The 25,489-nt window shown below is 51.7% G+C and carries 21 protein-coding genes, 1 tRNA gene and 1 pseudogene; 13 read left to right on the top strand and 10 right to left on the bottom strand.

Going from position 1 to position 25,489, the window contains the following annotated elements:
• Positions 1–123: 123 nt before the first annotated feature.
• The gene (locus AS151_RS01800; RefSeq protein ID WP_071515363.1) at positions 124–981 is read left to right on the top strand and encodes an alpha/beta hydrolase; all 858 of its coding nucleotides are present in this window, start codon (positions 124–126) and stop codon (positions 979–981) included.
• On the opposite strand, the gene tsaD is transcribed toward AS151_RS01800, so the two are convergent.
• Complete coding sequence (gene tsaD / locus AS151_RS01805) at positions 944–2,041, bottom strand: tRNA (adenosine(37)-N6)-threonylcarbamoyltransferase complex transferase subunit TsaD (RefSeq protein WP_071515364.1); 1,098 nt, start codon at positions 2,039–2,041, stop codon at positions 944–946. The two genes, AS151_RS01800 and tsaD, sit on opposite strands and share 38 nt — an antisense overlap.
• Positions 2,042–2,605: 564 nt before the next feature.
• On the opposite strand from tsaD, the gene AS151_RS01810 reads away from it, so the two are divergent.
• The 7 genes from AS151_RS01810 (at position 2,606) to AS151_RS01840 (ending at position 10,120) form a co-directional block, all read left to right on the top strand.
• Positions 2,606–3,091: a Photosystem I reaction center subunit III gene (locus AS151_RS01810; protein WP_071515386.1), complete on the top strand. Its 486-nt coding sequence runs from the start codon at positions 2,606–2,608 to the stop codon at positions 3,089–3,091.
• A 45-nt stretch (positions 3,092–3,136) separates the two neighbouring features.
• Positions 3,137–3,262 (top strand): Photosystem I reaction center subunit IX, encoded by a 126-nt coding sequence (locus AS151_RS21175; protein ID WP_139240440.1) that lies wholly within the window; start codon positions 3,137–3,139, stop codon positions 3,260–3,262.
• 269 nt (positions 3,263–3,531) lie between these two features.
• Positions 3,532–4,515: an alpha-ketoacid dehydrogenase subunit beta gene (locus AS151_RS01820; protein WP_071515366.1), complete on the top strand. Its 984-nt coding sequence runs from the start codon at positions 3,532–3,534 to the stop codon at positions 4,513–4,515.
• 108 nt (positions 4,516–4,623) lie between these two features.
• Entirely contained in the window at positions 4,624–6,093 is a 1,470-nt protein-coding gene (gene secD, locus AS151_RS01825; protein WP_071515367.1) for a protein translocase subunit SecD, read from the top strand.
• A gap of 48 nt (positions 6,094–6,141) precedes the next feature.
• Positions 6,142–7,128 carry a protein translocase subunit SecF gene (gene secF, locus AS151_RS01830; RefSeq protein WP_071515368.1) on the top strand — a complete coding sequence of 329 codons (987 nt, stop codon included), beginning with the start codon at positions 6,142–6,144 and terminating at the stop codon, positions 7,126–7,128.
• Between the two features lie 69 nt (positions 7,129–7,197).
• On the top strand, positions 7,198–7,635 hold the full coding sequence (locus AS151_RS01835) for a hypothetical protein (protein WP_071515369.1): 438 nt from the start codon (positions 7,198–7,200) through the stop codon (positions 7,633–7,635).
• A 475-nt stretch (positions 7,636–8,110) separates the two neighbouring features.
• Positions 8,111–10,120, top strand: a complete 2,010-nt coding sequence (locus AS151_RS01840; RefSeq protein ID WP_071515370.1) for an ATP-binding protein — start codon at positions 8,111–8,113, stop codon at positions 10,118–10,120.
• A gap of 14 nt (positions 10,121–10,134) precedes the next feature.
• Here AS151_RS01840 and AS151_RS01845 read toward each other — a convergent pair whose 3' ends face one another.
• The 3 genes from AS151_RS01845 to AS151_RS01855 form a co-directional block, all read right to left on the bottom strand.
• The gene (locus tag AS151_RS01845; protein ID WP_071515371.1) at positions 10,135–10,587 is read right to left on the bottom strand and encodes a secondary thiamine-phosphate synthase enzyme YjbQ; all 453 of its coding nucleotides are present in this window, start codon (positions 10,585–10,587) and stop codon (positions 10,135–10,137) included.
• Between the two features lie 44 nt (positions 10,588–10,631).
• On the bottom strand, positions 10,632–11,789 hold the full coding sequence (locus AS151_RS01850; RefSeq protein WP_071515372.1) for a glycosyl transferase: 1,158 nt from the start codon (positions 11,787–11,789) through the stop codon (positions 10,632–10,634).
• A 114-nt stretch (positions 11,790–11,903) separates the two neighbouring features.
• Positions 11,904–12,413, bottom strand: a complete 510-nt coding sequence (locus AS151_RS01855; protein WP_071515373.1) for a hypothetical protein — start codon at positions 12,411–12,413, stop codon at positions 11,904–11,906.
• A 47-nt stretch (positions 12,414–12,460) separates the two neighbouring features.
• Between AS151_RS01855 and AS151_RS22410 the strand changes: the two genes are divergently transcribed.
• Positions 12,461–12,679, top strand: coding sequence for a hypothetical protein (locus AS151_RS22410; protein WP_211517490.1), 219 nt, complete (start codon positions 12,461–12,463; stop codon positions 12,677–12,679).
• A gap of 50 nt (positions 12,680–12,729) precedes the next feature.
• Complete coding sequence (gene proB, locus AS151_RS01860) at positions 12,730–13,842, top strand: glutamate 5-kinase (protein ID WP_071515374.1); 1,113 nt, start codon at positions 12,730–12,732, stop codon at positions 13,840–13,842.
• Between the two features lie 11 nt (positions 13,843–13,853).
• On the opposite strand, the gene AS151_RS01865 is transcribed toward proB, so the two are convergent.
• Positions 13,854–14,453, bottom strand: a complete 600-nt coding sequence (locus AS151_RS01865; RefSeq protein WP_071515375.1) for a DUF3611 family protein — start codon at positions 14,451–14,453, stop codon at positions 13,854–13,856.
• Positions 14,454–14,589: 136 nt separating this feature from the next.
• On the opposite strand from AS151_RS01865, the gene AS151_RS01870 reads away from it, so the two are divergent.
• Both AS151_RS01870 and AS151_RS01875 read left to right on the top strand, forming a co-directional pair.
• Positions 14,590–14,772, top strand: a complete 183-nt coding sequence (locus tag AS151_RS01870) for a hypothetical protein (RefSeq protein WP_071515376.1) — start codon at positions 14,590–14,592, stop codon at positions 14,770–14,772.
• 315 nt (positions 14,773–15,087) lie between these two features.
• Entirely contained in the window at positions 15,088–19,326 is a 4,239-nt protein-coding gene (locus AS151_RS01875; protein WP_071515377.1) for a response regulator, read from the top strand.
• Positions 19,327–19,902: 576 nt separating this feature from the next.
• On the opposite strand, the gene AS151_RS01880 is transcribed toward AS151_RS01875, so the two are convergent.
• Both AS151_RS01880 and AS151_RS01885 read right to left on the bottom strand, forming a co-directional pair.
• A tRNA-Met gene (locus AS151_RS01880) sits at positions 19,903–19,975 on the bottom strand.
• 189 nt (positions 19,976–20,164) lie between these two features.
• On the bottom strand, positions 20,165–22,366 hold the full coding sequence (locus AS151_RS01885; RefSeq protein WP_071515378.1) for a peptidoglycan DD-metalloendopeptidase family protein: 2,202 nt from the start codon (positions 22,364–22,366) through the stop codon (positions 20,165–20,167).
• Positions 22,367–22,685: 319 nt separating this feature from the next.
• Between AS151_RS01885 and AS151_RS21180 the strand changes: the two genes are divergently transcribed.
• A complete protein-coding gene (locus AS151_RS21180) occupies positions 22,686–22,952 on the top strand; it encodes a hypothetical protein (protein ID WP_139240441.1) in 267 nt (88 codons plus the stop codon).
• Between the two features lie 45 nt (positions 22,953–22,997).
• Here AS151_RS21180 and AS151_RS01890 read toward each other — a convergent pair whose 3' ends face one another.
• From AS151_RS01890 to AS151_RS20485, 3 genes and pseudogenes are all read right to left on the bottom strand, one after another.
• A complete protein-coding gene (locus tag AS151_RS01890) occupies positions 22,998–23,465 on the bottom strand; it encodes a tRNA (cytidine(34)-2'-O)-methyltransferase (protein ID WP_071515379.1) in 468 nt (155 codons plus the stop codon).
• Between the two features lie 163 nt (positions 23,466–23,628).
• Entirely contained in the window at positions 23,629–24,783 is a 1,155-nt protein-coding gene (gshA, locus tag AS151_RS01895) for a glutamate--cysteine ligase (RefSeq protein WP_071515380.1), read from the bottom strand.
• Between the two features lie 232 nt (positions 24,784–25,015).
• Positions 25,016–25,489 (bottom strand): annotated as a pseudogene (locus tag AS151_RS20485) (TCP-1/cpn60 chaperonin family protein); the annotation flags it as partial.

Genomic DNA, 25,489 nt, shown 5'->3' on the forward strand with positions numbered 1-25,489 from the left:
CTCCAATATTGCGGAAAAACGAACAAATTTTCGCTAACGAAAAACGGAAAATGTACACTATTCCCTAGAGGTTTGCTATCCCACCGGCTACAACCTCATTCCGCAAGCGGTCCAAATGGCGATATGAGCAAGATCGATATTCGGGGCGTTGTCCACAAATACGAACTAACCCAAGCCACGCCGAATGCAAGCGTTTTGGTATTCCTGCATGGTTGGCTGCTGAGCAGTTCCTATTGGGAGTCGGTCGTGAACCAGCTCTCGCCCCACTTTCAATGTTTGACTTATGATTTGCGCGGGTTCGGCAACTCGCAATCCCACCACTCATCGGTTGAGGAAGATGCCTTGGGATATACACCCGCTGCCTATGCAGAAGATCTAGGCATTTTACTGGATAAGCTGGCGTTGTCGTCGGTTTGGCTGGTGGGGCATTCCTTGGGAGGTAGCATTGCTCTGTGGGCGGCGGCGCAATTTCCCCAACGGGTGAAAGGGGTGATTTGCGTTAATTCTGGTGGGGGCATTTACATTCAAAAGGAATTCGAGCGGTTTCGCCAAGCGGGGGCTTGGATGGTTCGCCAGCGTAGGTGGTGGTGGCACTACATTCCCATGTTGGATTTGGCGTTTACTAGGATGAATGTGGTACGCCCCATTGCCCGCAAATGGGGAAAACAGAGGATTGTTGATTTTTTAAATGCTTGTCCGCAGGCGGCGGTGGGGGCTTTGTTGCAGTCAACCACGGAGGGGGAGGTGCATCGCTTGCCCCATTTGGTTTCCCAGTTGCAGCAACCGGCTTATTTTATTGCTGGGCAAGGAGATACGGTGATGGAACCCAAGTATGTCCGCCATCTGGCCAGCTTTCACCCTCTATTTCAAAATGGCAAGGAGAATACTATTGAACTACCCGATTGCGGCCATTTGGCGATGCTGGAACAGTCGGAGTTGCTGGCTAGGGAGATTCGCCAGATTTGGCAAAAGCATCGCTAACCGGCTGGTTGGTGGTTGGCGGTTGGTACAGGTGCATGACTTCGGCTAGGGGCATGCGCGATCGCACGCCTAAATCTAACGGGGAAGTCCGTCCTTGGGCGAGGTGAGAGGCAGCAGCACAGCCAATCATAGCGGCGTTGTCGGTACAGAATTTTAAGGGGGGAAAGATAACTCGAATTTGTCGTTCGCTAGCTGCAGCTTGTAGGTGTTCGCGTAGGGCGCTGTTAGCAGCGACCCCACCGCCGACGACGATGGTATCCAATTGATAGTCAGTGGCACAAGCGATCGCACGCGAGGTGAGGGCTTGGGCGACAGTTTTTTGGAAGCTGGCGGCTAAATCGGCGACGGGTAAGGGTTCGCCGGTGGCTTCTAGTTGTTGCACCAACCGCAAAACGGCGGTTTTGAGACCGCTGAAACTACAATCGTACCGGTGGTATCCCCCTTCCGGTCGGGAAACTTTGCCTTCGGGGAAAGCAAAAGCATCGGGGTTACCGGTTTTGGCGGCTTTGTCAATGGCAGGTCCGCCGGGATAGCCGAGTTGGAGCAATCTGGCTACTTTATCGAAGGCTTCGCCGGCAGCATCGTCGCGGGTACGACCGAGGGAATGATAGTCTCCGGGGGCGCGAACGTGGATGAGGCTGGTATGGCCGCCGGAAACCAACAGGCAGAGAAAGGGGGGTTGCAGTTGTGGCTGGCTGAGGTAGCAGGCGTAGATGTGACCTTCTAAGTGGTGAATGCCTAAAAAGGGTTTTTGGTGGAGCATGGCTAGGGTTTTGGCGGCGGTGGTGCCCACCATGAGGGCCCCTACCAAACCGGGGGCACAGGTGGCGGCAATGCCGTCAATCTGATTCCAATCGCTGCCGGCATCGGTCAAAGCTTGCGCGATCGCGGCGTCGATGGTTTCTAAATGCTGGCGAGAAGCAAATTCGGGGACAATCCCGCCAAATTGACTGTGGGCGGCCATCTGGGAAGCCACGACATTGCTAAGGATTTCACAATTCTTAATTACAGCAACGGCGGTTTCATCGCAGCTGGTTTCAATGGCTAAAACCGTGGTCATTCTTCTACCAAATTCATGCCTTTCAAAGGTCTAGTATAGCGATTTTTTTGACTGGGGACAGGGGAATTGCTGGAGGGCTATCCAGCAAAATATATTGGAGAAGTAGCCCCCCAAGCGATCGCTAAGTATTTCATTTTGCGATACAAATCACAAAAAAAGTTTACATAACAAGCTTTACGCAGCCAATAGCAAGAGAGTATCATAGCTGGCAAACCTAGCCATCGTACTCATTGCGCATCCTAGGTCCGATCGCTGGCGATTGGCCCAGAAAATCTGGACAAATTAAGAAAAACAGCGATCGCGCTCAACAGCTGGTATCAAAACAAGGATAGTTGGATACTTTCCCCTGCCCCCAGGTCTTTGGGTTTCCCAGGAAGAGGGATTTTTCCTCGATGGTGGGCAGCCACCAACCAACACAGGGGATTCTAGTAAGTTGGATCGGTGTTGGTTGGGACGGGAAAATCCTTAGGGTTTCCCGTTTGGACCGTTCTAGCCATGCCCAGAAACGTTGTTTTCCGAGCCCAGCTAAAGCAGGGTAATTTCAAACTCGGAGGAGGTTTGTTCATGAAAAAATTGATAGCCACTTTGATGCTTGCCGTTTCGCTTATGTTTGCATTTGCGCCGGCAGCATCAGCAATTGAATACGGGAATTTAACCCGTTGTAGCGAAAATCCTGCTTTCCAAGCTAGAGCAGAAAGAGCTACCACCGAAGCCGATCGAGCTCGTTTTGAAAGATATTCTTCCCTACTATGTGGTGATGATGGATTGCCTCACCTAATTGCCGATGGCAATTTATCCCACGCCAGGGAATTTCTCATTCCCAGCCTGCTGTTCTTGTACATTGCTGGCTGGATTGGTTGGGTCGGTCGCAAGTACCTGCAAATGGCCCAAAAAGAGAAAAAGCCTGAGGATAAAGAATATATCATTGACGTACCAGCTGCCCTTCAATGCGCTTTCAGTGGGTTTATTTGGCCCTTAGAAGCCATTAAAGAAGCCACCAGCGGCGAACTCGCTGCCAAAGACGAGGAAATTCCGATTTCGCCTCGCTAAAAAGTTGTCTTTTGTCGTTTCACTGCCATTTTGGAGGTTTCGATCGTGGGAAATTTCAGCAAGTTTCTCTCCACGGCACCTGTTATTGCGATGCTCTGGATTATCATTACCTCGGTCATTTTAATTGTGGCCAACTATTACTTCCCCGATCGCTTGGTTTTCAGCCTGTAAACGAAGTGGGGCTGTCAATCGGCGATTGTTCCTGATTTCGAGCATCACCAGCATCGGATTCGATAGCAATTGGGGCGAGTGGTTGCGGGAGCATTCCTGAAACTGCTGGCCCCAATTCTCAATGGCGGCTTTTTTTGCATTTTTCATGGTACCGTTGCTGGCATGGGAATCTCTCTACAAAGCAAAAAAGCGATCGCTTTTCGCAACCAACCGCCACAAAAAAGGGTTAAGATAAAAGGCTGACTTTCATATTGGAAATCTAGAAACCAATGGCAGAAACGTTCTTTTTCAACGCTTTACGAGAAGCGATTGACGAAGAGATGGCGCGCGACGATACCGTATTTGTCCTGGGAGAAGACGTAGGACATTACGGCGGTTCGTATAAAGTAACCAAAGACCTCTACAAAAAATACGGGGAACTGCGCATTCTCGATACCCCCATTGCCGAAAACAGCTTTACGGGCATGGCGATTGGTGCGGCGATGACCGGCTTGCGTCCGGTGATTGAAGGCATGAACATGGGCTTTTTGCTGCTCGCCTTCAACCAAATTGCCAACAATGCGGGCATGGTACGCTACACCTCGGGCGGCAACTTTAAAATTCCTTTGGTGATTCGCGGACCCGGTGGGGTGGGCAGACAGCTGGGGGCAGAACACTCCCAACGGTTGGAAGCTTATTTTCACGCCGTACCGGGGTTGAAAATTATAGCTTGTTCGACGCCGTACAATGCCAAAGGCTTGCTGAAAGCTGCCATTCGCGACAACAACCCGGTTTTGTTTTTCGAGCACGTGCTGCTGTATAACTTAAAAGAAGACTTGCCGGAGTCAGAATACGTGCTGCCTTTGAACCAAGCGGAAATCGTGCGTGAGGGCAGCGATGTCACCATTTTGACCTATTCCCGCATGCGTCACCATGTTTTACAGACCCTATCCAGTTTGGAAAAAGAAGGGTACGATCCGGAAGTCATCGATTTGATTTCCCTGAAGCCTTTTGATTTTGAGACCATTGGCGCTTCCATTCGCAAAACCCATCGGGTCATTGTGGTGGAGGAATGCATGAAAACCGGCGGCATTGGTGCCGAACTGGTGGCTTCCATCAACGACCAATTTTTCGATGAGTTAGATGCCCCCGTGTTGCGATTGTCGTCTCAGGACATTCCCACCCCCTATAATGGAACTTTAGAGCGCCATACGATTGTGCAACCCCAGCAGGTGAGCGAAGCCGTGAAAAAAATGGTGGCTCTGCAAGTATAAGGGCGTTCCCGCGGGGGAGCTGACAAGCAAACAGCGGCTCCCTCCTCACACCATTGACCCTGAAAGCTGGGCTGGCCGACAATGAGCTAGAGGTATAGGTTAACTCCCATGCAAAGACAGCGATCGCTTTTGCTTTTAATTGTGGTATTGGTCTTTTCCGCCATCACCGTTCTGTTTCGGTTCCCCCTACCGTTGGGACTGGACTTGCGCGGTGGCGCGCAGCTGACCATCCAGGTACAACCCAGCGAAGAGGTTCGCAAAATTACCCCTGAGGTTATGGAAGCGACCGAAAGCGTGATCCGCAATCGCGTCAATGGGTTGGGGGTTTCGGAACCGCTGATTCAACGCATTGAAAACCAACAGCAGATCGTGGTGCAGTTGCCTGGGGTCAGCGATCCAGCCCAAGCCGAACGGGTTTTGGGAGGGACCGCCCAGTTAGATTTCCGCAAACAAAAACCGGGAACCTCCCAACAGTTGCAACAGCTTTTGGCACAAAGGCAACAGCTACGCCAGCAATTGGACGCTTTGCGATCGCAGCTTCAGGGGCAATCCACCTTCGAGCAAGCAGACGAGCAGTTGCAACAAGCGCTGGCCGAAACGCAACAACAGCTGCAAAACGTGCAAGAACAATTTCCCCAGCTCTTCGAACGCACGGGATTGACCGGAAAATATTTGGAAGATGCCTTTGCCAATCCGCCCCGGCAAGGGGGTAGTTGGAGTGTTAACCTGCGGTTTGACAGCGAAGGGGGCGATCGCTTTGCAGAACTCTCCAAAGATATCGCCGGAACCGGACGCACCATCGGGATTTTCCTAGACAATCGCCTGTTAAGCGCGCCGGTGGTCCGAGCCGAATTTGCCGAAACTGGCATCACCGGTGGCGGTGCAGAAATTACGGGGAATTTCGATGCTCAGGAAGCCAACAACCTGGCTATTCAGCTCAAAGGCGGTGCCCTGCCCGTCCCCGTAGAAATCGTAGAAAACCGGACCGTAGGCGCTACCTTGGGGCGCGATAGCGTCCGCCGCAGTATTTATGCTGCCTGTGGCGGTTTGGTGCTGGTGCTGGTGTTTATGGTATTTTACTACCGCCTGGCCGGCGCGCTCGCCGATGTGGCGCTGGTGATTTACGCCATTTTGACCCTCGCCAGCTACGCCTTTGTGGGCGTGACCATCACCTTACCGGGGATTGCTGGATTTATTCTCAGTATTGGTATGGCGGTAGACGCCAACGTCCTGATTTTCGAGCGTACCCGGGAAGAAATGCGCGCTGGCAAAAGCCTGTATCGTTCGGTAGAATCGGGCTTTTATCGGGCCTTTACCAGTATTTTGGACAGCAACGTCACCACCTTGATTGCTTGTGGGGCTTTGTTCTGGTTTGGTACGGGGTTTGTGAAAGGATTTGCCCTAACCCTGGGGATTGGGGTGTTGATTAGTATGTTCACGGCGCTGACCTGCAGCCGCACCCTGTTGTTTTTTACCATTTCTTTTCCCCAGTTTCGCCGTCGGGAACTGTTTGATCCCAACGCTCCGAAAATGGCCAAAGCCCCCAGAATGGTCGATCGCGCCGGGGAAAAATCCTAATTTGCGACCGTCGGCCAACCAACGAGTACGTGTTGTCAGGTAATCCATATGAAATTTAGCGTCACAAAACAGCGATCGCGATGGTGGACGGTTTCCGCCACGGTGATTCTCATTGGTCTGATTTCCGCGATTGTTTCCTTCTTCTCCCTGGGATATCCCTTAAAACCGGGATTGGATTTTGTAGGGGGAACGCGTCTGCAGCTGGAGCTGGATTGCACTCTCCCCAACAACTGCGATCGCCCCATTCAAATCGGCCAGGTGCGCCAAGTGGTCGCCGAACAGGGACTGGAAAACAGCAGCATCCAAGTGGTGGGAGAAGAAAGGAACGGTTTGTCCATCCGCAGCAAAGTCCTCGATACCCAAAAGCGCACCCAACTCATCGATGCCCTCTCAGCCGAAATTGGCGAATTCGACCGCAGCCAGATTCGCATCGATACGGTCGGACCCACCATCGGCCGTCAGATTTTTGTGGCTGGATTGCTCTCGCTGCTGGTCGCCCTGGCAGGCATTATTCTGTATGTCAGCATCCGCTTCCAGTTTGACTACGCCCTCTTTGCTATTGTGGCGCTATTTCACGATGTTTTGGTAACCCTAGGGGTTTTCTCCGTTCTCGGGTTGGTCGCCGGGCTGGAAATCGATAGCTTGTTTTTGGTGGCCCTGTTGACAATTATCGGTTTTTCTGTTAACGATACGGTGGTTATCTACGACCGCATCCGCGAAAAATCCCAACGCAACCCCAACGAGAGCATTGCCAGCTTGGTAGACAGCGCCGTCAACGAAACCCTCACCCGTTCCATTAACACCACCCTCACCAGCTTGTTGAGCTTGGTAGCCATTTTGCTCTTTGGCGGCGAAACCCTCAAAGATTTTGCCCTGGCTTTAATTGTAGGCTTTATCAGCGGTGCCTACTCCAGTATTTTCATTGCCGGTTCTCTGCTGGAATGGTGGCGTCAGCGCACGGGCAAACCTCTCACCGACCCCAAATTTGCCGATTCATCTGGCGGTAGCGATGCCACGTCAACGGCTTCCAAATAAACACAATCCCCCGATTGGCGGCTGTTGGGCTGGTTGATTTGCTGAATTGTCTTTCTCCTTCCCTTGGCGATGAACTTAGAAACCAATGACAGCGATTCCCGTTGGCAACCCTCCCGCGATCGCACCATCCAAACTCAAATTCAACGGCTGCATCGCCTCAAAGTATACCTGCGCTGGCTGTTCGTGGTCTTCCTGTGGTCCACAGTAGGCGTTTGGAGTTTGTTCCAACTGCGCGAAGAAATTGCCCTGTGGTTGGACTATTGGACCTGGGTAGCCCTGCGCTACGGCTTGGCTTACAATCGCTTGCCGGCGGTAGGCTTAGCACTGTGCATTGGCACCACCGTTTCCGTTTTAATTTGGCAAAGCCGCAACATCCTGCTAGGCATCCCCAAACAGGAACAAAAACGCATGGAAAAAACCGTCCGCCAAATTCAAGCCAAAGGCAGCAAACATCCCTTGTGGTGGTGGGTCGTCACTGACCAATCGACTTCTAAAAAATCCCGTTAGTCCGCCAACCAGCTACCCCAACCCCAGCATGTTGGCGATTTTTGCATTTCTCCCCCACTCAGAAATTAAGATAGCGCTACCGATAGCACTGCCCACTAAGTCCCGATCCCAAAGGGACCGCCTGTAGTTATACTGACAAAACCAGGTTGTATCGCCAGCAACCCATCGCCCGCTTGCTAGCTACCAAGTAAAGTAATACATCAAGGCTGCCAAATCCATTAGCATTAAAGCTAAACTAACGATTGGTAGTACCGGTGGTGAATTGCTCGCAATCGTTTCTGCGGTCCTCAGGCACCCCCTGTCAACATTGGCACGACATCGGCATCTATGGTCCGCAAATTGGGTAGGTGCGTAGACAAAATTGCAAAGGTAAAATTTTTCTTAACGAAATCGGTACGTTGTTCCTTCTTGTTGGAGTTGCTTCCGGATCTATCCGTATGTCGTTTTCTATCTTTCGTTTTCAGATGAGCTTTCTATGGCTAGGTTAGGTCAGGCCTCTTTTCGCAGTATTCTTCTAGGGGTCATTTTATTGCTGAGCATACCGACTTTGCTCGTGGGATTGAGCGTCACCCACCGCAAAGCTCGTTCTAGTTTGCTAGAGACAGCTCGCCAAAATCTTAAGGAAAGTGCGGTTCGTAAAGGAGACAGCGTACAGCGATCTTTTGGTTTCCTCAAAGAAAACTTGCTGCTTGCCAGTTCCCGGATTGGCAGCCAAGAGAATTCTCCAGAAGAACTGAAAAACTTCCTGCAAGAGCTACAAAAGGCTGCCCCTAAAAATATTCGCTGCCTGCAAGCCATCGATATTGCCAGCCAAACCCCCCTAGCCAGTACTTGCCAAAATTTAGACCTAGAAACCTCTGCACTCTTTCCTAGCCAAATCTGGCCCCAAAAACCGCCAAACACAGAACTAGATGCCTCTACCATTCGTACCAGCCTCGTTCCCCTACCCATACCGAAAAACCACACTACCTCATCCCAAGAAACCAACCAAGAAATGGGGGTAGTCCTCAACGCTCCTGTCTACGTTGTTCCCGAACCCGGCGCATCTTCCAACCAACAATTGCAGTATATTCTACGTGCTGTTATTCCCCTCAGACCCAACGAACCTTCTCAAGAAGAACCTGGCTCGCTAACGGGATATACGGTTCTCATTAACGAAGATGGCACCATTTTAGAGCATCCCAACGATCCCTCGCGAGTAGGCAAAAATATTGCCCAGCAAGCAGATTCCGAGCGATTGCGAAGTATTGTCAATGGTGCTTTATCGGGCAGGGAACATTTTGTTCATTTGTATCAATTTGACCGCAATAATAAAGAACTCATTGCTGGCTACACAGCCATTGAAAGCCCGGTCAATCCCGAAAAAAAGTGGGTAGTTTTGGCGGTGACGCGCTTGGATTTTGCGCTTTCTGGTTTGAACGAACTGCGTCAGGTTTATGGGGTGTTGCTGTTGGGGCTGCTGGCTGCCAATTTCTTAGTAACTTTGTATTTGGCACCGCGATTGCTCGCTCGTCCGCTGGAACGGCTTGGAGAATATGCTCTTAACGTGCAGTGCCATACTACCACCGAGCCAGTTCCCAACAATTTTCGGGTGCGGGAATTCAACCAATTGGCAGAAGCACTCAATACCATGGTTGACCGGCTCAAAACTTGGGCTGAGGAGTTGAATGCTGCTTGGCACGAAGCTAAGGTAGCCAATCGCTTGAAAAACGAGTTTTTGGCTAATATTTCCCACGAACTGAGAACGCCGCTCAATGCAATTATCGGTTCGATTCGTTTGATTCGCGATGGATTTTGTGACGATCGCGAGGAGGAAATGGGCTTTTTAATAGAAGCAGACGAAGCGGCGATTCACTTGTTGGATTTAATTAGCGATTTGCTGGATTTGGCGAAAATTGAAGCAGGAAAGCTTTCTATTCATTTGCAATCGGTTAATTTACAAGAGGTTTTAGACGAAGCTGTAGAATCTCAAAAAAACCATATTCAAGAAAAGGGATTGCAACTATACGAGCAAAAATCTTCCCAGAAACTTCAGGTCAAAGCCGATCCTTCGCGATTGCAGCAAATATTTTTTAATATTATCAATAATGCGATTAAATTTACTGAAAAGGGTAGTATTACGATTTCTACGGAAGTGAAGAAGTTGGGAAGCGAGACAAATAGTAAATTTCAAGTTTTGGTTACCATTCAAGATACTGGGATTGGTATTGACCCCAACTTGCAAAGCCAGCTCTTTCAACCTTTTGTGATGGTCGATGGTTCGACTACGCGCAGCCACGGCGGTACGGGATTGGGACTGGCGATTTCACGCAATTTGGTGGAGCTGATGGGGGGCAGAATTGTTTTGGAAAGTCCGGGGAAAAATCAAGGAACGACGGTGACGATTGGGTTGCCTTTGCTAGTTAACAATGGTTACAACGCCACCGGCGATCGCGCCCAAGCTTCCCCGGAGGAAACCAGGAAAACATCCCAAACGCAAAATTAGACGCTGGTGAAGGGTTAAGCGTTACCGCTTAGGTGAACGACCAGCTGGCGCGTTTGCGATCGCTGTCTGTGTTCCCAAATATAAATCCCTTGCCAGGTGCCCAAGGCCAATCTCCCTCGTACCACGGGAATTTGCTCGCTGGTATGGGTTAAAGCCGTGCGAATGTGAGCGGGCATGTCGTCAGGACCTTCGGTGGTATGGTAGTAAGAGCGGCTTTCCGGGACCAAGTCAGCAAAGAACGCTTCCAAATCTCGCAATACATCCGGGTCGGCGTTTTCTTGAATCAGCAAACTGGCGGAGGTATGGCATAAAAAGACCGTACAAAGACCAGTTTGAATACCTGAATCCCGCACAATGGGCTCGATTTGTGAGGTTATTTTGGTAAGGGGTTTACCTCGCGTAGGAATTTGTAAAACTTCTTGGTGGTGGTAAGTGGTTGGGGTGAGATTTTTAGTTTGATAAGTCATAGACGATATCCTTTCCAGGATGCCTTATCGAGCAATATACGATTTTATGGGCGTTGTTCGCGAGCGACGGTGGAAGGAGGAGGAACCTTTAGCAAGTAGCGAACCACCTGGGAGGCGATCGCTTCCGACCCGTTAGTGGGCACCGATGCAGCCGATTCTGGTGCCGACAAGGGCTGGCGCAAGAACTCCCACCCACCGTACATAAATTCATCTGGGGAAACAATTTGATGGTAAGCGTGTTGCCGCAATGCTTGCAACAACAGAGGCGATTCGGCAAACCCTTCCCGCTGCAAAGACACCACGGGAACTTGCAGGCGCATGGCTTCCGCAAAAGTACTGTATCCCGGTTTAGAGACCACGCGAGCGCATAGAGGCATAAAATCCACCGGTCGCAGCAGTTTGGCTTCGTTACCTCCCAACACTGGCAAATCGGGAATTTCTTGAGCGGAAACAGACAGTAAATTGGGCAGTTGGGGCGCTTGCGGGTCAAAGGTAATAAATTGCCAATCGGGAAACTGGGTGAGGTTAGCGTAGGGAATTTTTTGTAAACCCAATCCGCCAAAACTCAACAATACGGTTTTTTCCACCGGAGCGGTAATGTTGAACGCTTGGCGCAAGACTTCTGCCGGATAGTGCGGGGTTCCCCCCGTCAAGCCAGTGTCGGTGATGTGGGGAAAAGCACTCATGGGTTCGTGAAAAGGCAGGCGAAACAAGCGATCGCATTGTGCGAAACATTCCCCAATCCAATCCGCCAGGTCGGCAAAGGCACCTCCCCAAGGACGGTAAATAAAATCCCAACCGAAATTGCCCATCATCCAACAGGGAATGCCGGCGGCTTTCGCCATGGGAGCGACCAAAGGTGGAATATCGGCTAGAATCAATCCCACCCGGTTTAAGCGTAAAAAATCCACCTCGGAAGCAATTATCTGGTTTTGACGCCGGCGAATTTCTTGCCAAGCCGTTAGGGTGGCTTCCCGGTCCATTTGTAAGGCATCCGCTTGCACGACCCCCACATCAAAAGCCCGGGGACGGTAAATAAAGTCTTCCCCTACATAAGAAGCTAGCAACCAGCGCGGGGCTTTGGTGGCAAAAATGAGCAAAATTTCGGGATTCTGTTTTTGGATTTGCGCGGCCACCGAGGCAGCGCGTACGGCATGACCGAAGCCATGGTTGGTAATAGCAATATAAACCGCTGGACGCATAGATCGGCTCGATAAAATTGGACGATGAGAAGGGGTTGGGAAAAAAGACAAGATGGGGGTGTGAGTTGGCCCACCTCCGCCGCTAGCAGGAACTGACAAGACCCCCCTATTCAGCTACGGCAGTTGTTGTTTTAGTTGGTAAAGGGCATCTGCTTCTAGGGTAACTTTTACCTCCAACAGCTGTTCGGAGTCTCGCAAGGTTAGCAGGTAACGACCGCTAACCACTGACCCCTCGCATTCGGGATTGTTCATTTGATAGGTTTGGTAGGGAACTTGGGGAATGGCTACGCGCACCACCAAGTTTTCTTGGGATTGGGGATAGACGTACAGTTGCTGTTTTTTGGTATCTAAAATTAATTTTCTTGGGGTGGTGTTTTTTTCCTGGTTGTCGCCGGTTTTTTGCCAGTAGAGGGTAATGCCGCGAATTTGTGGTTGGGCCAGGACCAGGGTTTCGTCAAATCGTTGGCGTTCCCAGTCAATGTCTTCGAGGTTGCGACTGGTGGGAAGAACCCGTTGCTGCCAGGTAACCTCTTTGCCCTCTAGGGATTGCCACCACTGGCGAATTGTGTCAAAGTTGTTCCGGTTGTCCGCATGGTTGCTGCCATATTCCCAAACGACTTGCATAACTTTTTCTCCTTATGGCGTGCTCGTAGCGATCGCGATCGCAGTTGTTGGTAGAATCAATAAGTTCCCAGCAAAAGGGGCGTCCTGCCTGGGGAATTCTCTGGGGTGATGGGTTGCGAGAGCCCGAGATGGGAAAAGGATGGAATTCTTTTACAACCATAGCAGGTAGCGATCGCCATCTAGGAAATAGCAGCGAAAATTTTCTCTCCATCGGGCAAGATCGACCGAAAATTGCTGGGTATGCTCGGGGAAAAGAAAACCGCTAAAATCGACCCTTGCAAACAATTGCCCTTTTGAGCTTAGCCAAATTGCTTTCATGTCTCAAACCATTGTTGTCAAAATCGGTACCTCTAGTCTCACGAATACCGAAACTGGAGATTTAGCCCTCTCTACCATTGCACGCTTGGTGGAAACGCTAACGCGCTTGCGGCGGGCAGGCCATCGGGTGGTTATGGTTTCCTCCGGCGCTGTCGGTGTTGGCTGCGCCCGCTTGGATTTGCAGGAGCGTCCCCGTCAAATTGCCCTCAAACAAGCGGTGGCGGCGGTGGGGCAAGGAAGGTTAATGCGCGTTTATGACGATCTGTTTACTAGCTTACAACAGCCCATTGCCCAGGTATTGCTCACCCGCAGCGATTTTGTGCAGCGCCAGTCTTATGTGAACGCGAGTAATACCTTTAGCGAACTTTTGAATTTGGGGGTGATTCCCGTCGTCAACGAAAACGATACCATTGCTGTGGAAGAGCTGAGCGTGGGGGATAACGACACGCTTTCGGCGTTGGTGGCCAACTTAATCGAAGCGGATTGGTTGTTTATTTTGACCGATGTGGCGCAGCTGTACTCGGCCGATCCCAATGCCGATCCCAATGCCAAACCCATCTATGTGGTGGAGGACTTGCAAGAGTTGCAACAATTGCAGGTAAAAGCCAGCGATTCCCGCAGCGGTTGGGGCACTGGTGGTATGAGCACCAAAATTGAAGCGGCCAGAATTGCCACCGGCAGTGGTGTACGAGCAGCGATCGCCGACGGCAAAATCCCGGAAAATATTCCTAGAATCCTGCAAGGAGAAGCCATTGGCACCCGATTCGAACCGCACGCTGCTCCCAGTAGCGCCCGCAAACGCTGGATTGCCTACGGTTTGGTTCCCAAAGGCAAACTCTATTTAGATGCTGGGGCTACTAAAGCTATTTGCCAATTAGGAAAATCGCTACTGGCGGCGGGCATTACCAAAGTAGACGGTCGATTTATGCAGTCAGAAGCGGTGCAAATTCATAACCACGACGGCTGCGAAATTGCCCGGGGATTGGTAAATTACAGCAGTTGGGAATTGCAACAAATTCAAGGCTGTCGTTCCGAGGAAGTGCCTGCCATTTTGGGCTACCAGGGGGCTGATACAGTGGTGCATCGGGATAATTTGGTGTTGCTTCCCTAGGGGGCTCGCTTCTATTCGCGGGTGATGACCGATAGCAAGAGCAAAGCAGCCACCAAGCCGATAAAGTGGGCTACGATTGTATGGGTATTGGCTAGCACCACATAGATATCTAAGGGTTCGATCAGATCGTTAATTCGCCGCGGGTTGATGAAACCGGCTGTTTGCGATCGCAAAGACTTAAAAAATAAGATACCGGTAATTGACTCAGCCCCCATCAGGGAAACCCCCATGCCGATTAAATTCACGTACAGTCCGCGCCGTAGCAGTTGAATGGTATCCGCTTTGGTGGGGCGGCTGCTGCTATCGGCGGTGGCTAGCTGGCGAGCCAAGCGCGTATAGCGAAACGACCAAAAGATGCTCAATCCGAGAAACAAAAGACCCACAACGGCTAAAAAGAGCCCGGGTAGGGTGCCATTGCTCCCTTGAGTGTTGCCATTTCCCTCAGAGGAACCAAACAGCAGCACAAACAGAAAGATGACAGCAGCCACCACCCCAAGCACGACCTGTGCCCAAAAGCCAATCCAGCCTACCTTTTGAAACCAAGGAATTACGCGCTGGATGGTGGGTGGGAGGTTGTTGGGTAAAGCCGGGTCATCGGTTTTTTTTGGCATAGTTTTTGCTTTGAAAACCCACTTGATAGATATCTCGATAGCGATCGCCCGTTTGAAAGCGCAGTATGGGGAACAATTTGGTAGGGAATTTCCAGATGATTGCTGAATCCGGCCAGATTCTTCTCAATAATGGAAAATGAAACCAACCACCCTAGAGCTGCTACCCTCGCGATCGCCATTGGATAGCAAACGTATTTCAATTTTGCCAGATTTTTCCATGGGTGGAGAGCAGGTACAAACAGCAGCCGGCAATCGCCATTCCTCCCTTTCTAGGGAAAACCAGGAGATTCTGGTTATTTTGGTTGGGAAGCTCCCCTAACACCCAAAAGGCAAGATAAACTAGCTTTGTACCGGGTATACAACGATTTTCCCTCCCGTCCCTATGAATCGTTTTCCACATTGGGGTTCTTTCAAAGGCGAATTTCCTCTAGGACTGCAATTGACGGGCCTCCCTTCGGGAACACTAAACCAGAATGAGGATATCTGGCGCGCCGTCTGGAAAACGAGCAAAAGCCATGGGGAGAGGGAAGTAGGGGAGCTACGATCTGCGATCGCCTGGGCTCGCCGTTCCCAATCTACAGGCAAGCATTGCACTCCATCTTTCCTTCTCACAGCGCCATTGTAGGGCATCACCATGAAACTGCGGAGAAAAACTTTATTGATAGTCGGTATCGCCATTTTATGTCTAAATGCGGTTTTGTACGCCGTATCCGAGTTGCATTTGCTACGGAATTTTCAAAAACTGGAAGCACAATACATCCGCCAAGATGTCGTGCGGGCGCTAGATACCCTATCGAACGAACTCTCCCGTCTCAACACCATTGCCCAAGATTACTCCGAGTGGGATGCTACCTACCAGTTTGTCCAAAATCCAACGCCAGAATACATCAAATCAAACTTTGTGGATAGTACCTTTACCTATTTGCATCTCAACCTGGTAGCCATCCTAGACCGAGAAGGCAATATTGTTTTTCAAAAAGGCACTGCCCAGGGGGAAGCTCGCCAAGACACTACTACCCGCAAAAAAGCTGTTTATCAAACGGAATTTGTCCAAAAATCCGGTTTACAGCCCTACTTAGCTCAAAAACAACCCCTACGGCAACACGAAGCGTTAGATAGTGAAATTGCCGGTTTGGTTCGGTTGGGCGATCGCCCCCCACTCATGCTGGCTTCTCGTCCCATTGTCACCAGCGACGTCACCGGTCCCATCGCCGGTACCTTACTGGTGGGGCGCTATCTCAACCCAGAAGAACTCGACCGCCTCGCGGATCTCACCCAACTTTCCCTGACCCTGCAACCGTACGAACAGCGCCGCCAACTCATCCCAGAAAGCTGCGACACGACCCGAGACATTCCCACCGCCACCAACTTCACCGCCAATCCCGACAGCATTCCCATTTGTTCCCTCCCCACCCCCAACCCCGAAGACAGTGACGAACGGGTAGCCGGATACGTAGCCATTGCCGATTTGCGCGATCGCCCGGCTTGGATTCTGCGCGTGGACACCCCCCGCTTCATCTACGAACAAGGTCTCAATAGCCTGCATTACTTTTCCTTACTCCTAGTCGGTGTTGGCCTCTCCTTTGGTGCCCTCACCCTCTCAGTGGTGGAACGATTTGTCCTCTCCCCAGTAGCCGGTTTGAGCCGCAAAGTACTGCAAGTTGCGGGTAGTGGCAACCTATCGGAACGGGTGGCGGTCACCGGCAACAACGAACTCGACCGCCTAGCAGAAACCATCAACACCATGCTGGCGGCGCTAGAAAACTCCCAAAAAGAACAGCAAACCAGCGAAGAACGCTACCGTCTAATGGCGGAAAACTCCACCGATTTAATTGCCCGTCAAACCCCCCAAGGCATCTTTCTGTACGCCTCCCCCGCCTCCTATTCTCTGCTGGGATACGAATCGGAAGAACTGCAAGGGCGCTCGGTATACGAATTCGTCCACCCACAAGACTGGAGCCTTCTCAGCCAGTCCTATTCCACCGTCATGGAAGCGCCGGTCACCGCTACCATCACCTATCGTATTCGCCACAAAGATAATCGCTACGTTTGGTTTGAAACCAGTAGCCGCACGGTGCGCAATCCTCAAACCCAAGAAGTACAGGAAATCGTTTCCGTTTCCCGGGATATCACCGAACGCAAACAAGTCGAACAAGACCTGCGAGAAAGCGAAGCCTCCATTCGCAACTTATACCGCATCACTTCTTCCCACCAACTCACTTTTGAGCAACAGCTGCAGGGTTTGCTGGCCATGGGTCGCCGCAGTTTTGGTATGAACGTAGCCGTCCTATCCAAAGTAGAAGGCAATCGCTACGAAGTCCTTGCCGCCCAATCCCCCCACAACGCCATTTGCGAAGGGGAAGTCTTTTCCCTGGCGGACACCTACTGTACCGAAACCATCCACGCCAAGGAAACCATTTACTTTGAATCGGTACGGTTGTCAGGGTTGCCCGAGCGCCGGCATCCCAAAATCGACGTGAAAGCCTACATCGGCACCCCGGTCATCGTTGCGGAAGAAATCTACGGCACCCTGAGCTTTGCCAGTACCGTGGGGCGAGAGGAACCATTTCGCGCGGTGGACCGGGAACTGTTGCAGCTGATGGCGCAGTGGATTGGCGGCGAGTTGGAACGCCAGCAAACGGCGGAGGATTTGGCCAGAGCCCGCGACCAAGCTTTGGCAGCCACCCAAGCCAAAAGCGAATTTTTGGCGACGATGAGTCACGAGCTGCGTACTCCCATGAATTCCGTCATTGGCATGACCAGTTTGCTGCTGGATACGCCTTTGACCAACGAGCAGCAGGACTTTGTCTCTACCATTCGTTCCAGTGGCGAGGCGTTGCTGGCGATTATCAACGACATTCTGGATTTCTCGAAAATTGAATGCGGCAAGTTGGACCTGGACGAGCAACCTTTTGATTTGCAGGTCTGCGTGGAAGCGTCTTTGGACTTGCTGGCGTCGAAAGCGGCACAAAAACAGATCGAGCTGGCGTATTTTATCGACCCGCAGGTACCGCGGATGTTGGTGGGGGATGTTACCCGAGTGCGGCAGATTTTGATGAATTTGCTTAGCAATGCGGTGAAGTTTACTGATTCGGGAGAAGTGGTGCTTTCGGTTTGGGCCCGTTCTGCGGAGACAAAACCCACCGATGCGGCTGCGGCTGGTGGTGATGGGGAAACCGCGATCGCTCGTGCGGCGGATGGGGCTCGATATGTGGTACAGTTTGCAGTTCGCGATACGGGGATTGGCATTCCCAAGGAACGCATGCACCGCTTGTTCCAATCCTTCAGCCAGATGGATGCTTCGACGACGCGCAAGTATGGGGGGACTGGTTTGGGATTGGCAATTAGCCAGCGTTTGAGCGAGCTGATGGGGGGCATGATGTGGGTGGAAAGTGGCGGTTACATGTACGTGCCGCCCCGGGCTTTCGAGCAAAGCGAACCGGTACCGGGGGAAGGGGAAATTACCACGTGTATGATGCGTTCTGGGTTCGAGCACGGATCGACGTTTTATTTTACGATCGCGGCGGATGTTTCCCAGCCGACTCCTCAAAGCGAACGCCACTCCCAGGTACAACCTTTACTGACCGGACAGCAGGCGCTGATTGTCGATGACAATCCCACTACGTTGCAGCAGCTTTCCGTACAGTTGCAAACTTGGGGGATGGTGCCCTATGCCGTGCGATCGCCGCGAGATGCCTGCAAGTATTTGGAGGGGTCGGAGAGTTTTGATGTGGCGATTTGGGACGGACAAATGCCTGAAGACCGCGATCGCGACCGAGCTATGGCGCAGCTGCAGCAACAACAAGTTCCCACCATTTTGCTAACGGATTTGTGGCAGGTTCGGGAGACGGAAACCAACAAATCTGGTTTGGTACGTGCTTGTATTAACAAACCCATCAAGCAATCTCAGTTGTATAACGTTTTGATGGAGGTGTGTGCGGGGGTTATCTCTAACGAACCGCAAGTTTATAACAATTCCGTTCCCATTAATTCCCAAATGGCGGAAATTCTGCCTTTGCGCATTTTGCTGGCGGAAGACCATCCGGTGAATTTAAAGGTGGCAGTGCAAATGTTGGGACGGTTGGGCTATCGTGTCGATACGGCGGAAAATGGCAAGCAGGTGTTGGAATCCCTCCGGCGACAGCCCTACGATGTGGTGTTTATGGACGTACAAATGCCGCAGATGGATGGTTTGGAGGCAACGCGACGGGTGTGCGAAATTTGGTCGTCCACTTCGCGCCCTCGGATTGTGGCCATGACGGCGAATGCTATGCAGGGCGATCGCGAAGAATGTATGGCGGCGGGGATGGATGATTATATTAGCAAACCCATTCGCATTGACGAGTTGGTACAAGCCCTGCGCCGCTGCGAACCCCGCCGCTACGAACCCTTGGTGGTCGATCGGGGGGCACCTGCTGCTACCAGCCAGAAAACCAGCCATCCACCTCTAGCACGGTCTGCCGGCGAACTGGAAAAACTTCCCCCTGCCTCTGGCGAACCAAGCGATCGCTGGCCAACGGAAGACACGGAATCCCAGGATATGCCTCTAGATGCGGAAACTTTGCAAGCTCTCAAGGAAATTGATGCCTTGCAAGAGGTCATTGATATTTATTTGGATAGTGCCCCGCAATTACTGCAGCGCATTCAGGAGGCCGTACGCGCGGAACAAGCAGAAGAGTTGCGCGAGGCAGCCCATTCTTTGAAATCTACTAGTGCGGCGTTGGGGGCCTTTGAACTCTCGGAAATGGCTAAAAAAATGGAAATTATGGGACGTTTTGGCAATACCACGTCTGCCAGCGGTATGTTGGGAGAAATTGAAGCGGAGTACCGACGGGTGAAAAAAGCTTTGGACGAGGAAAATAGTAACTCTTAGGAAGGTTTGTATTTAGCCTCTCAGAAACCTCCAATCCCCAGTCCAAACAGTGAAAATTACCTTTGACCTAGGGGAGGGGGGAGGAGAAAAAAATACCTGTGGGGAGGGCAGTGCCAATTTCGCATCATTCGCTGCCCACCGTGCTGATGGTGCCTACCGCACCTCTCCTTCAGATCGTCGCAGGATAGGGATGGGGAAATTTTTGTGATGACTGGGGCTTGATTTTGGCGGAGGATTGACCTATAATTTAAATAATGGGAATAGTGACTTTAATTTGAAAATTTCGCATATTCCCATTATCTAGAAGCATCTACTACTAAAATACCATATTTGGAAAGATCTAAAAAAAAATTTCGTTTTTTTTAGATCGAGAATGATTTTCTGGAATTTTCCCATTCTCCTGGTAGGGGCGCTTCGCGTTGCGTCCCCAGCTTGGGAAACGCCCCTACAAAAATATCCTGATTATTTCCTGCAGATTTTTACGGGAAAGTATTTGCTAAGCTTTCCCCGAGAAAAACTCGATCGAAAAGAGGCAACCCCATTTGGGTTGCTTGCTAAAAATCAGATCGAGCTTAATGGCTCAGGGGTGATTTGAACACCCGACACGAGGCTTATGAGTCCCCTGCTCTAACCACTGAGCTACTGAGCCAGATGGCGTGCAAAAACCTCTTTTGCCTTTGCACCTTTGCTAGTATAACAGATTCAACTTGCGATCGCCAAGCAAATCTGGAAAAAATTTTAGGGGAAATTGCGATCGCATTCGGGGGAGGGAGACAGGGCCGTTGCGGCACCATCTCCCAACGAAACCAACATCCATAAAATACAGACAAGCGATCGCCTATCGGCCGCGTTTGGGAGGCAAGTACGCCAGCGGATCGACAGCTCCCTGGCCGGGGGGATGAATTTCAAAATGCAGGTGGGGACCGGTGCTGTAGCCAGTGCTGCCCATTTCTGCCACTTGTTGTCCCTGTTCCACGCGCTGGCCTTTACCCACCAGAATGCGACTGTTGTGGGCGTAAAGGGTCAAACTGCCGTCGCTGTGCTGAATTTCCACGAGATTGCCGTAGCCACCGGAGTTCCAACCTGCTTCCGTCACCACACCAGAGGCGGCCGCCACAATGGGCGTGCCAATGGGACCAGCAATATCAATACCTCGGTGCATTCTGCCCCAGCGCCAGCCGTAGCCAGAAGTAAGTACGCCTTTTGCCGGCCAAATATAGCCATTAAAGCTGGCTTCCCCTTCCGGAATCATGCGGTTGGGTTCGGGCAGGGGGGGCAGCTCCGGCGATACCATTCTCGGCGGCATCATCGGTGCGTAGTTTTCCACACCCAAAGGTGCCACGGCAACCGTTTCCGAGTCTCCAGCATTAGAGGAGCTAGCGGTTGGTGCTGTCCCTTCCTGAGCGCGATCTCTAGCAGTAAATTCGGGATTGAGGCGTTCCGTGCTAGCGGCGGGTTGGTTGCTTCCGTTGTTGCCGTCGCTATTGGACAAAATGGAAGGCAAGGTCGTCTCGCCGGTGTTGGTTGCCTCAGCAGCCAAAGAGGGAGCAGCTTCCTGCTGGGAGCGATCGCGCAGCCGCGAAATTTCGGCGCGCAATCCTTCGACGTAGGGTTGGTATTTGGAGGTCTCGTTTGTGGTGTTTGACTCTTGCGATAAACGATAGGCTATCGAACCGGTGGCTTCCAGATTGTCCACCATTTGGTTGGAGGGCATTTGTAGAGAACCGGTTTGCCTATCCACACCCACAATGGTGCTCCCCTCTGCTCCTACCAGTGGGGCTGTATCGGTTAGGGAATCGGAAAGCTGCAGGTCGGGCAAAACAGCAGCCGTGTTGCTCTGGTTGCTGTCTGGGGCAGAACCGCCGAGCAACGGAGCAATTGTGGAACCATTGGTGCCAACGTTAAATGCAATGGTAGGCTCGTTTTCCAATACCGGTTGTACCGGTTGGGGAATGGCGAGAACTTGCCCTACCTCAATTAAGTTGGGATTTTCGATCTGGTTGGCTTCGATAATCTCCGAACGGGAGACCTCGTACTGACGCGCCAGCGAATAAATGGTATCCCCAGGGCGAACCCGATGCTTGATGGCACCTGCTGCCAGAGGATCGAGCAGTGTTTGACTGGCGAGGGTGGGTAGCTGCGGTGTTTGTTTGTCCGCTGGTTCGTTTGCTGCTGGTGGAACCAACGACCTCGATAGCGGCGGTACGTCGATGGAGGAAGAGAGGGAAGGCACTTCCGGCAGTTGGGGGGTTCCTCCGTTTTCGCCGGCAGCTTTGGTGGTGTCTGTTTCCGCTTTTTTGGTAGCACCAGCAATGGGTGGGTTGGCACCGTTGCTTTCTGGGGATGCCTTACTGCTGCTAGGAGCTGGTACCGTCGCGATCGCGCCATTTTCCCCGGTGATTTTGTCCTCAGGCGTTGCTGTTGCCCTTGACAACGGGGTATTGGTGGTTTGGGTGTGGTCTTTCCTGGTACCTGCTGCTGCGGACTGGCTGGTGCTCTCTTGCCCGGTTGCTGGCGAGGAAGCGTTTGTGGTGGCAGCTTGCCATGGTTGGAGGGAGGCGGTCTGTGTACCAAACTGCGGTGGTTGGCTGCCTTTTCCCGAAGCGACCGTACGGTTGGCTGCTTCGGGGGCGGGATTTTGCGGGTGGGGAATCTTGAGTTCCTGCCCCACATGTAGCAGCACAGTCAACTGCAGGTCGTTAGCCTCCGCGATCGCCCGAACGGGGGTTCCGTACATGCGGGCTAGAGTCCACAGGTTCTCGTTCTCTTGAACCACGTGGGTAACGAATTCCGGAGAGCTTTTGGAAACGTCGGTAGTTGCTTTTTCTGCAGCTTCGGAGGAGGTGCGCTCGTCGGTTAGGGAAGCATCCCCCAACGCCTCATCAGCGATGGGTTCGGCTGCCATCACCCTTTCCCCTTGGCGCAGGACGATGAAGCTAGAAGTGCCCATCGCAATTGCCAATCCGAGCGTAGCGGCAGAGGTTCGACTGCGAACCTTGCGATCTTTTTCCGGAAGCGCCTGTCTTGAATTATCCATCATAGTGTCACGGCTAATTGCTTTAAAAGGAACCGGCTTGCTCCGAGGTACAAACGCACCTTTCAAACAAACGACCTCCAAACGACGAGTTGATATCCTGGTGGAGTCCACCGATCCATTAGAGTACCAAAGGTGCAATGATGTAAATCACTTTAGAGGGAAATCTACATCATCGACAGGGAACTGAATATATTTACTTAGGGAAGATTACCCCGATTGGCGGATTTATACAAGTTCTTAATTAGCAAAAATTGTAGAGAAACGTTGAAAAATTTGAAATGACCCGGTCGGCAGCGAGATATCCTGGGCATTTTTGAGGATTTTGCCCTCAAATCAACCAAATGTATGGCTTTCGCTTCTCCACGAGATACAACCCATTGAGCCAGTTCTCAATACGACTCTAGAAAACTTACAAGTTCCAAACAACCGTAAATTTACCAAAAAACAACTGCCGTTCGGGCAATTTGGCTACGTGAAAACCCACCCAGATTGCGATCGCCCCTTCTCCAGTCGTGCCCGTGCATTGAGGCAGCGTGCGGCTTTTGCCCCCAGCCCAGCCATGACCTCCCCCTCAGCGATCGCTGCGTAAGTTGCTCCAAACAGATAGAAATTTCTTATAACCACAATCCCACCATTATTCCCTTGGCAGCCAGCCCAACTGCCGCCTAGCCTCGAACAAACCGATGGCGACGCTAACCGATAAATTCAAACTACGCACCTGGGGATGGTCGATGGGAATGTAGGCAGTGACATCGCAGGTTGCCAGCACCTCCGAGGACAAGCCCACCGTTTCGCTGCCAAACAACAGCCAATCGGTGGGTTGGTAGGTCAGTTCGTGGTAAGCCATGCTGCCGCGGGTACTAAACCCAATCCAACGTCCGGATTGCTTTTGGTGGTAGGCTGCAAACGCTGCCATCGTTGGGTGGTAGTGCCACTGCAAATAAGGCCAGTAATCCAACCCAGCCCGTTTGAGAGCGCGATCGCTAATCTCGAATCCCAATGGTCCCACCAAATGCAACACCGTTTTGCTCGCCGCACAAGTACGACCGACACTCCCCGTATTGGGAGGAATTTGTGGTTCCACCAAAACGACTTGAGGCATAGTCTCCCAAAAGCAACCTACATCCCGATGCGATCGGAATTTGCACGATCGACCATCGCCATCCTACCGCACCCACTGCCAGGGAACATCCATGATTTTTACTTATCGGCCAAAAAAATCAGAATATCGAGAAAATATTCTGATTTTTATCCAGCAACCATCTTTAAGCAGCCATCATTTGGCACAGGGCATCTTCTAAGTCTCGTTCTTGCTGGTCCATTTCCTGAATTTTTTGCTGTACGACCTGCTGCAGCGACATGCCGGATTCGTACAGGCGCAGCCACTGTTGGGCTTCGTTGCCATCCTGTAAAATTTTGTTCACCGGCGACAGAAAACAATGGAAGCCTTTAGCCTTAGCAAAGGGTCGCACTTGCTGGAGCAATTCTTCAATCCACGCTTTCGCCGATAAAACCCGACCATCTTGCCAGTGGCGCAGTTGGGCATTCAAACTATCCTTAGCGACAGCCGCTTCATTTTCCCTAGTCAAAGCCACCAATTTTTCCTGCACCCGTTCTTGGGATTCCCCAACCGGAACCACCAACGGATCCAACGAGGGGTCCTCCATCAGCTGCAACAATCTAGCCTCCAACAACGCCGTAATCCCCAACAAAGACAGCGGATCTACCAACAAATCGCAAATTCTCAACTCCAAGCGATTTAAATTGTAAGGGCGGCGATCGCCATTGGGACGCACCGAACACCACAAATGGCGTACGTTTTGCATGGTGCCCAACGCCAGCTGCTCCTCCGTCCAGTGAATAAAATGCTTGTGGCTGGCAAACAAAGGCACCCAATCCGGTGTTTGGGGAAACACCTGCCAGCGAGTGGAATGATACCCAGTTGCCTGTCCGTCCAAAAATGGCGAAGAAGCACTCAACGCCAAAAACAGCGGCGCTTCCATGCGAACCAAACGCCCCGCCCGCATCAACAGTTCCGGATCGTCAATGCCAATATTGATGTGTACGCTTGCCGTTACCACCTTCGTACCGTAGGTTTGTTCGATGTAGTTATGGTAAGGATGGTTCGGGTCGGAACGATAAAAGCGATCGCTGCCCCCAGTGGACAAACTACTGCCAGGAATCAGCGTATAGTCTCCCAAACCGTGCAAATATTCCCGTAGTTGTTGGCGGGGGCGAACCAAATCGCACAGCAAGCGTTCGTAACTGCACAAGGGAGCCGTCGTATACTCTACATTGCGGCTATCGGGTTCCCGCACGAACCGATCCAGATCCGCCACAATTTTGTGCGAAAGTCCGACAATTTCGCCCGCTGGCGTCCCCGTATACACCTCTACTTCGTAGCCCTTGGGTAGCAACACGTTGGTCTCCTTCGTTGCAAATAATGCTTCGATCTTTCTCTAGTATCTCGAAAAACCATCCATAGCGGAAACTTCTCCAAGAAATCCCCCTGCTTCTTCAAGCAGGAGTATGCCCACGAAAAAAAAACCACCTTCCGAAGCTCAGAAGGTGGTTTGGTAATATTCTATACAGCGCTGTTCGTTACGCTAGAGCGAGCATCACCCAATCCAAACAAAACTGAAATCTAGCCAATTAGTAATCAAAATCGCCAGCACCAGCGCCAGCTTTATTGTCTTTGGGTTCGGGTTTGTCAACCACGATGCACTCGGTGGTCAAGACCATGCCAGCGATGGAAGCAGCATTTTGCAGCGCCGAACGGGTGACTTTGGCCGGATCGACAATACCAGCGGCAAACATATCTTCAAATTGGTCGGTGGCAGCATTGTAGCCGATGTTGAATTCTTTCTCTTTCAACCGCTCGGCAATCACCGACCCGTTTTGACCGGCGTTTTCCGCAATGCGTTTGAGCGGTGCGTATACAGGGCGCGAGCCACAATTTTCGCTCCGGTGAGTTCTTCCCCTTGGAGATTTTGGTTCGCCCAAGTTTCCATATCGGGGGCGAGATGGGCCAGAGTGGTGCCACCGCCGGGAACAATGCCTTCTTCTACGGCTGCTTTGGTGGCGTTGATGGCGTCTTCCAGGCGCAGCTTGCGGTCTTTCATTTCG

The organism is Geitlerinema sp. PCC 9228 (assembly GCF_001870905.1).
Lineage (GTDB): Bacteria > Cyanobacteriota > Cyanobacteriia > Cyanobacteriales > PCC-9228 > PCC-9228.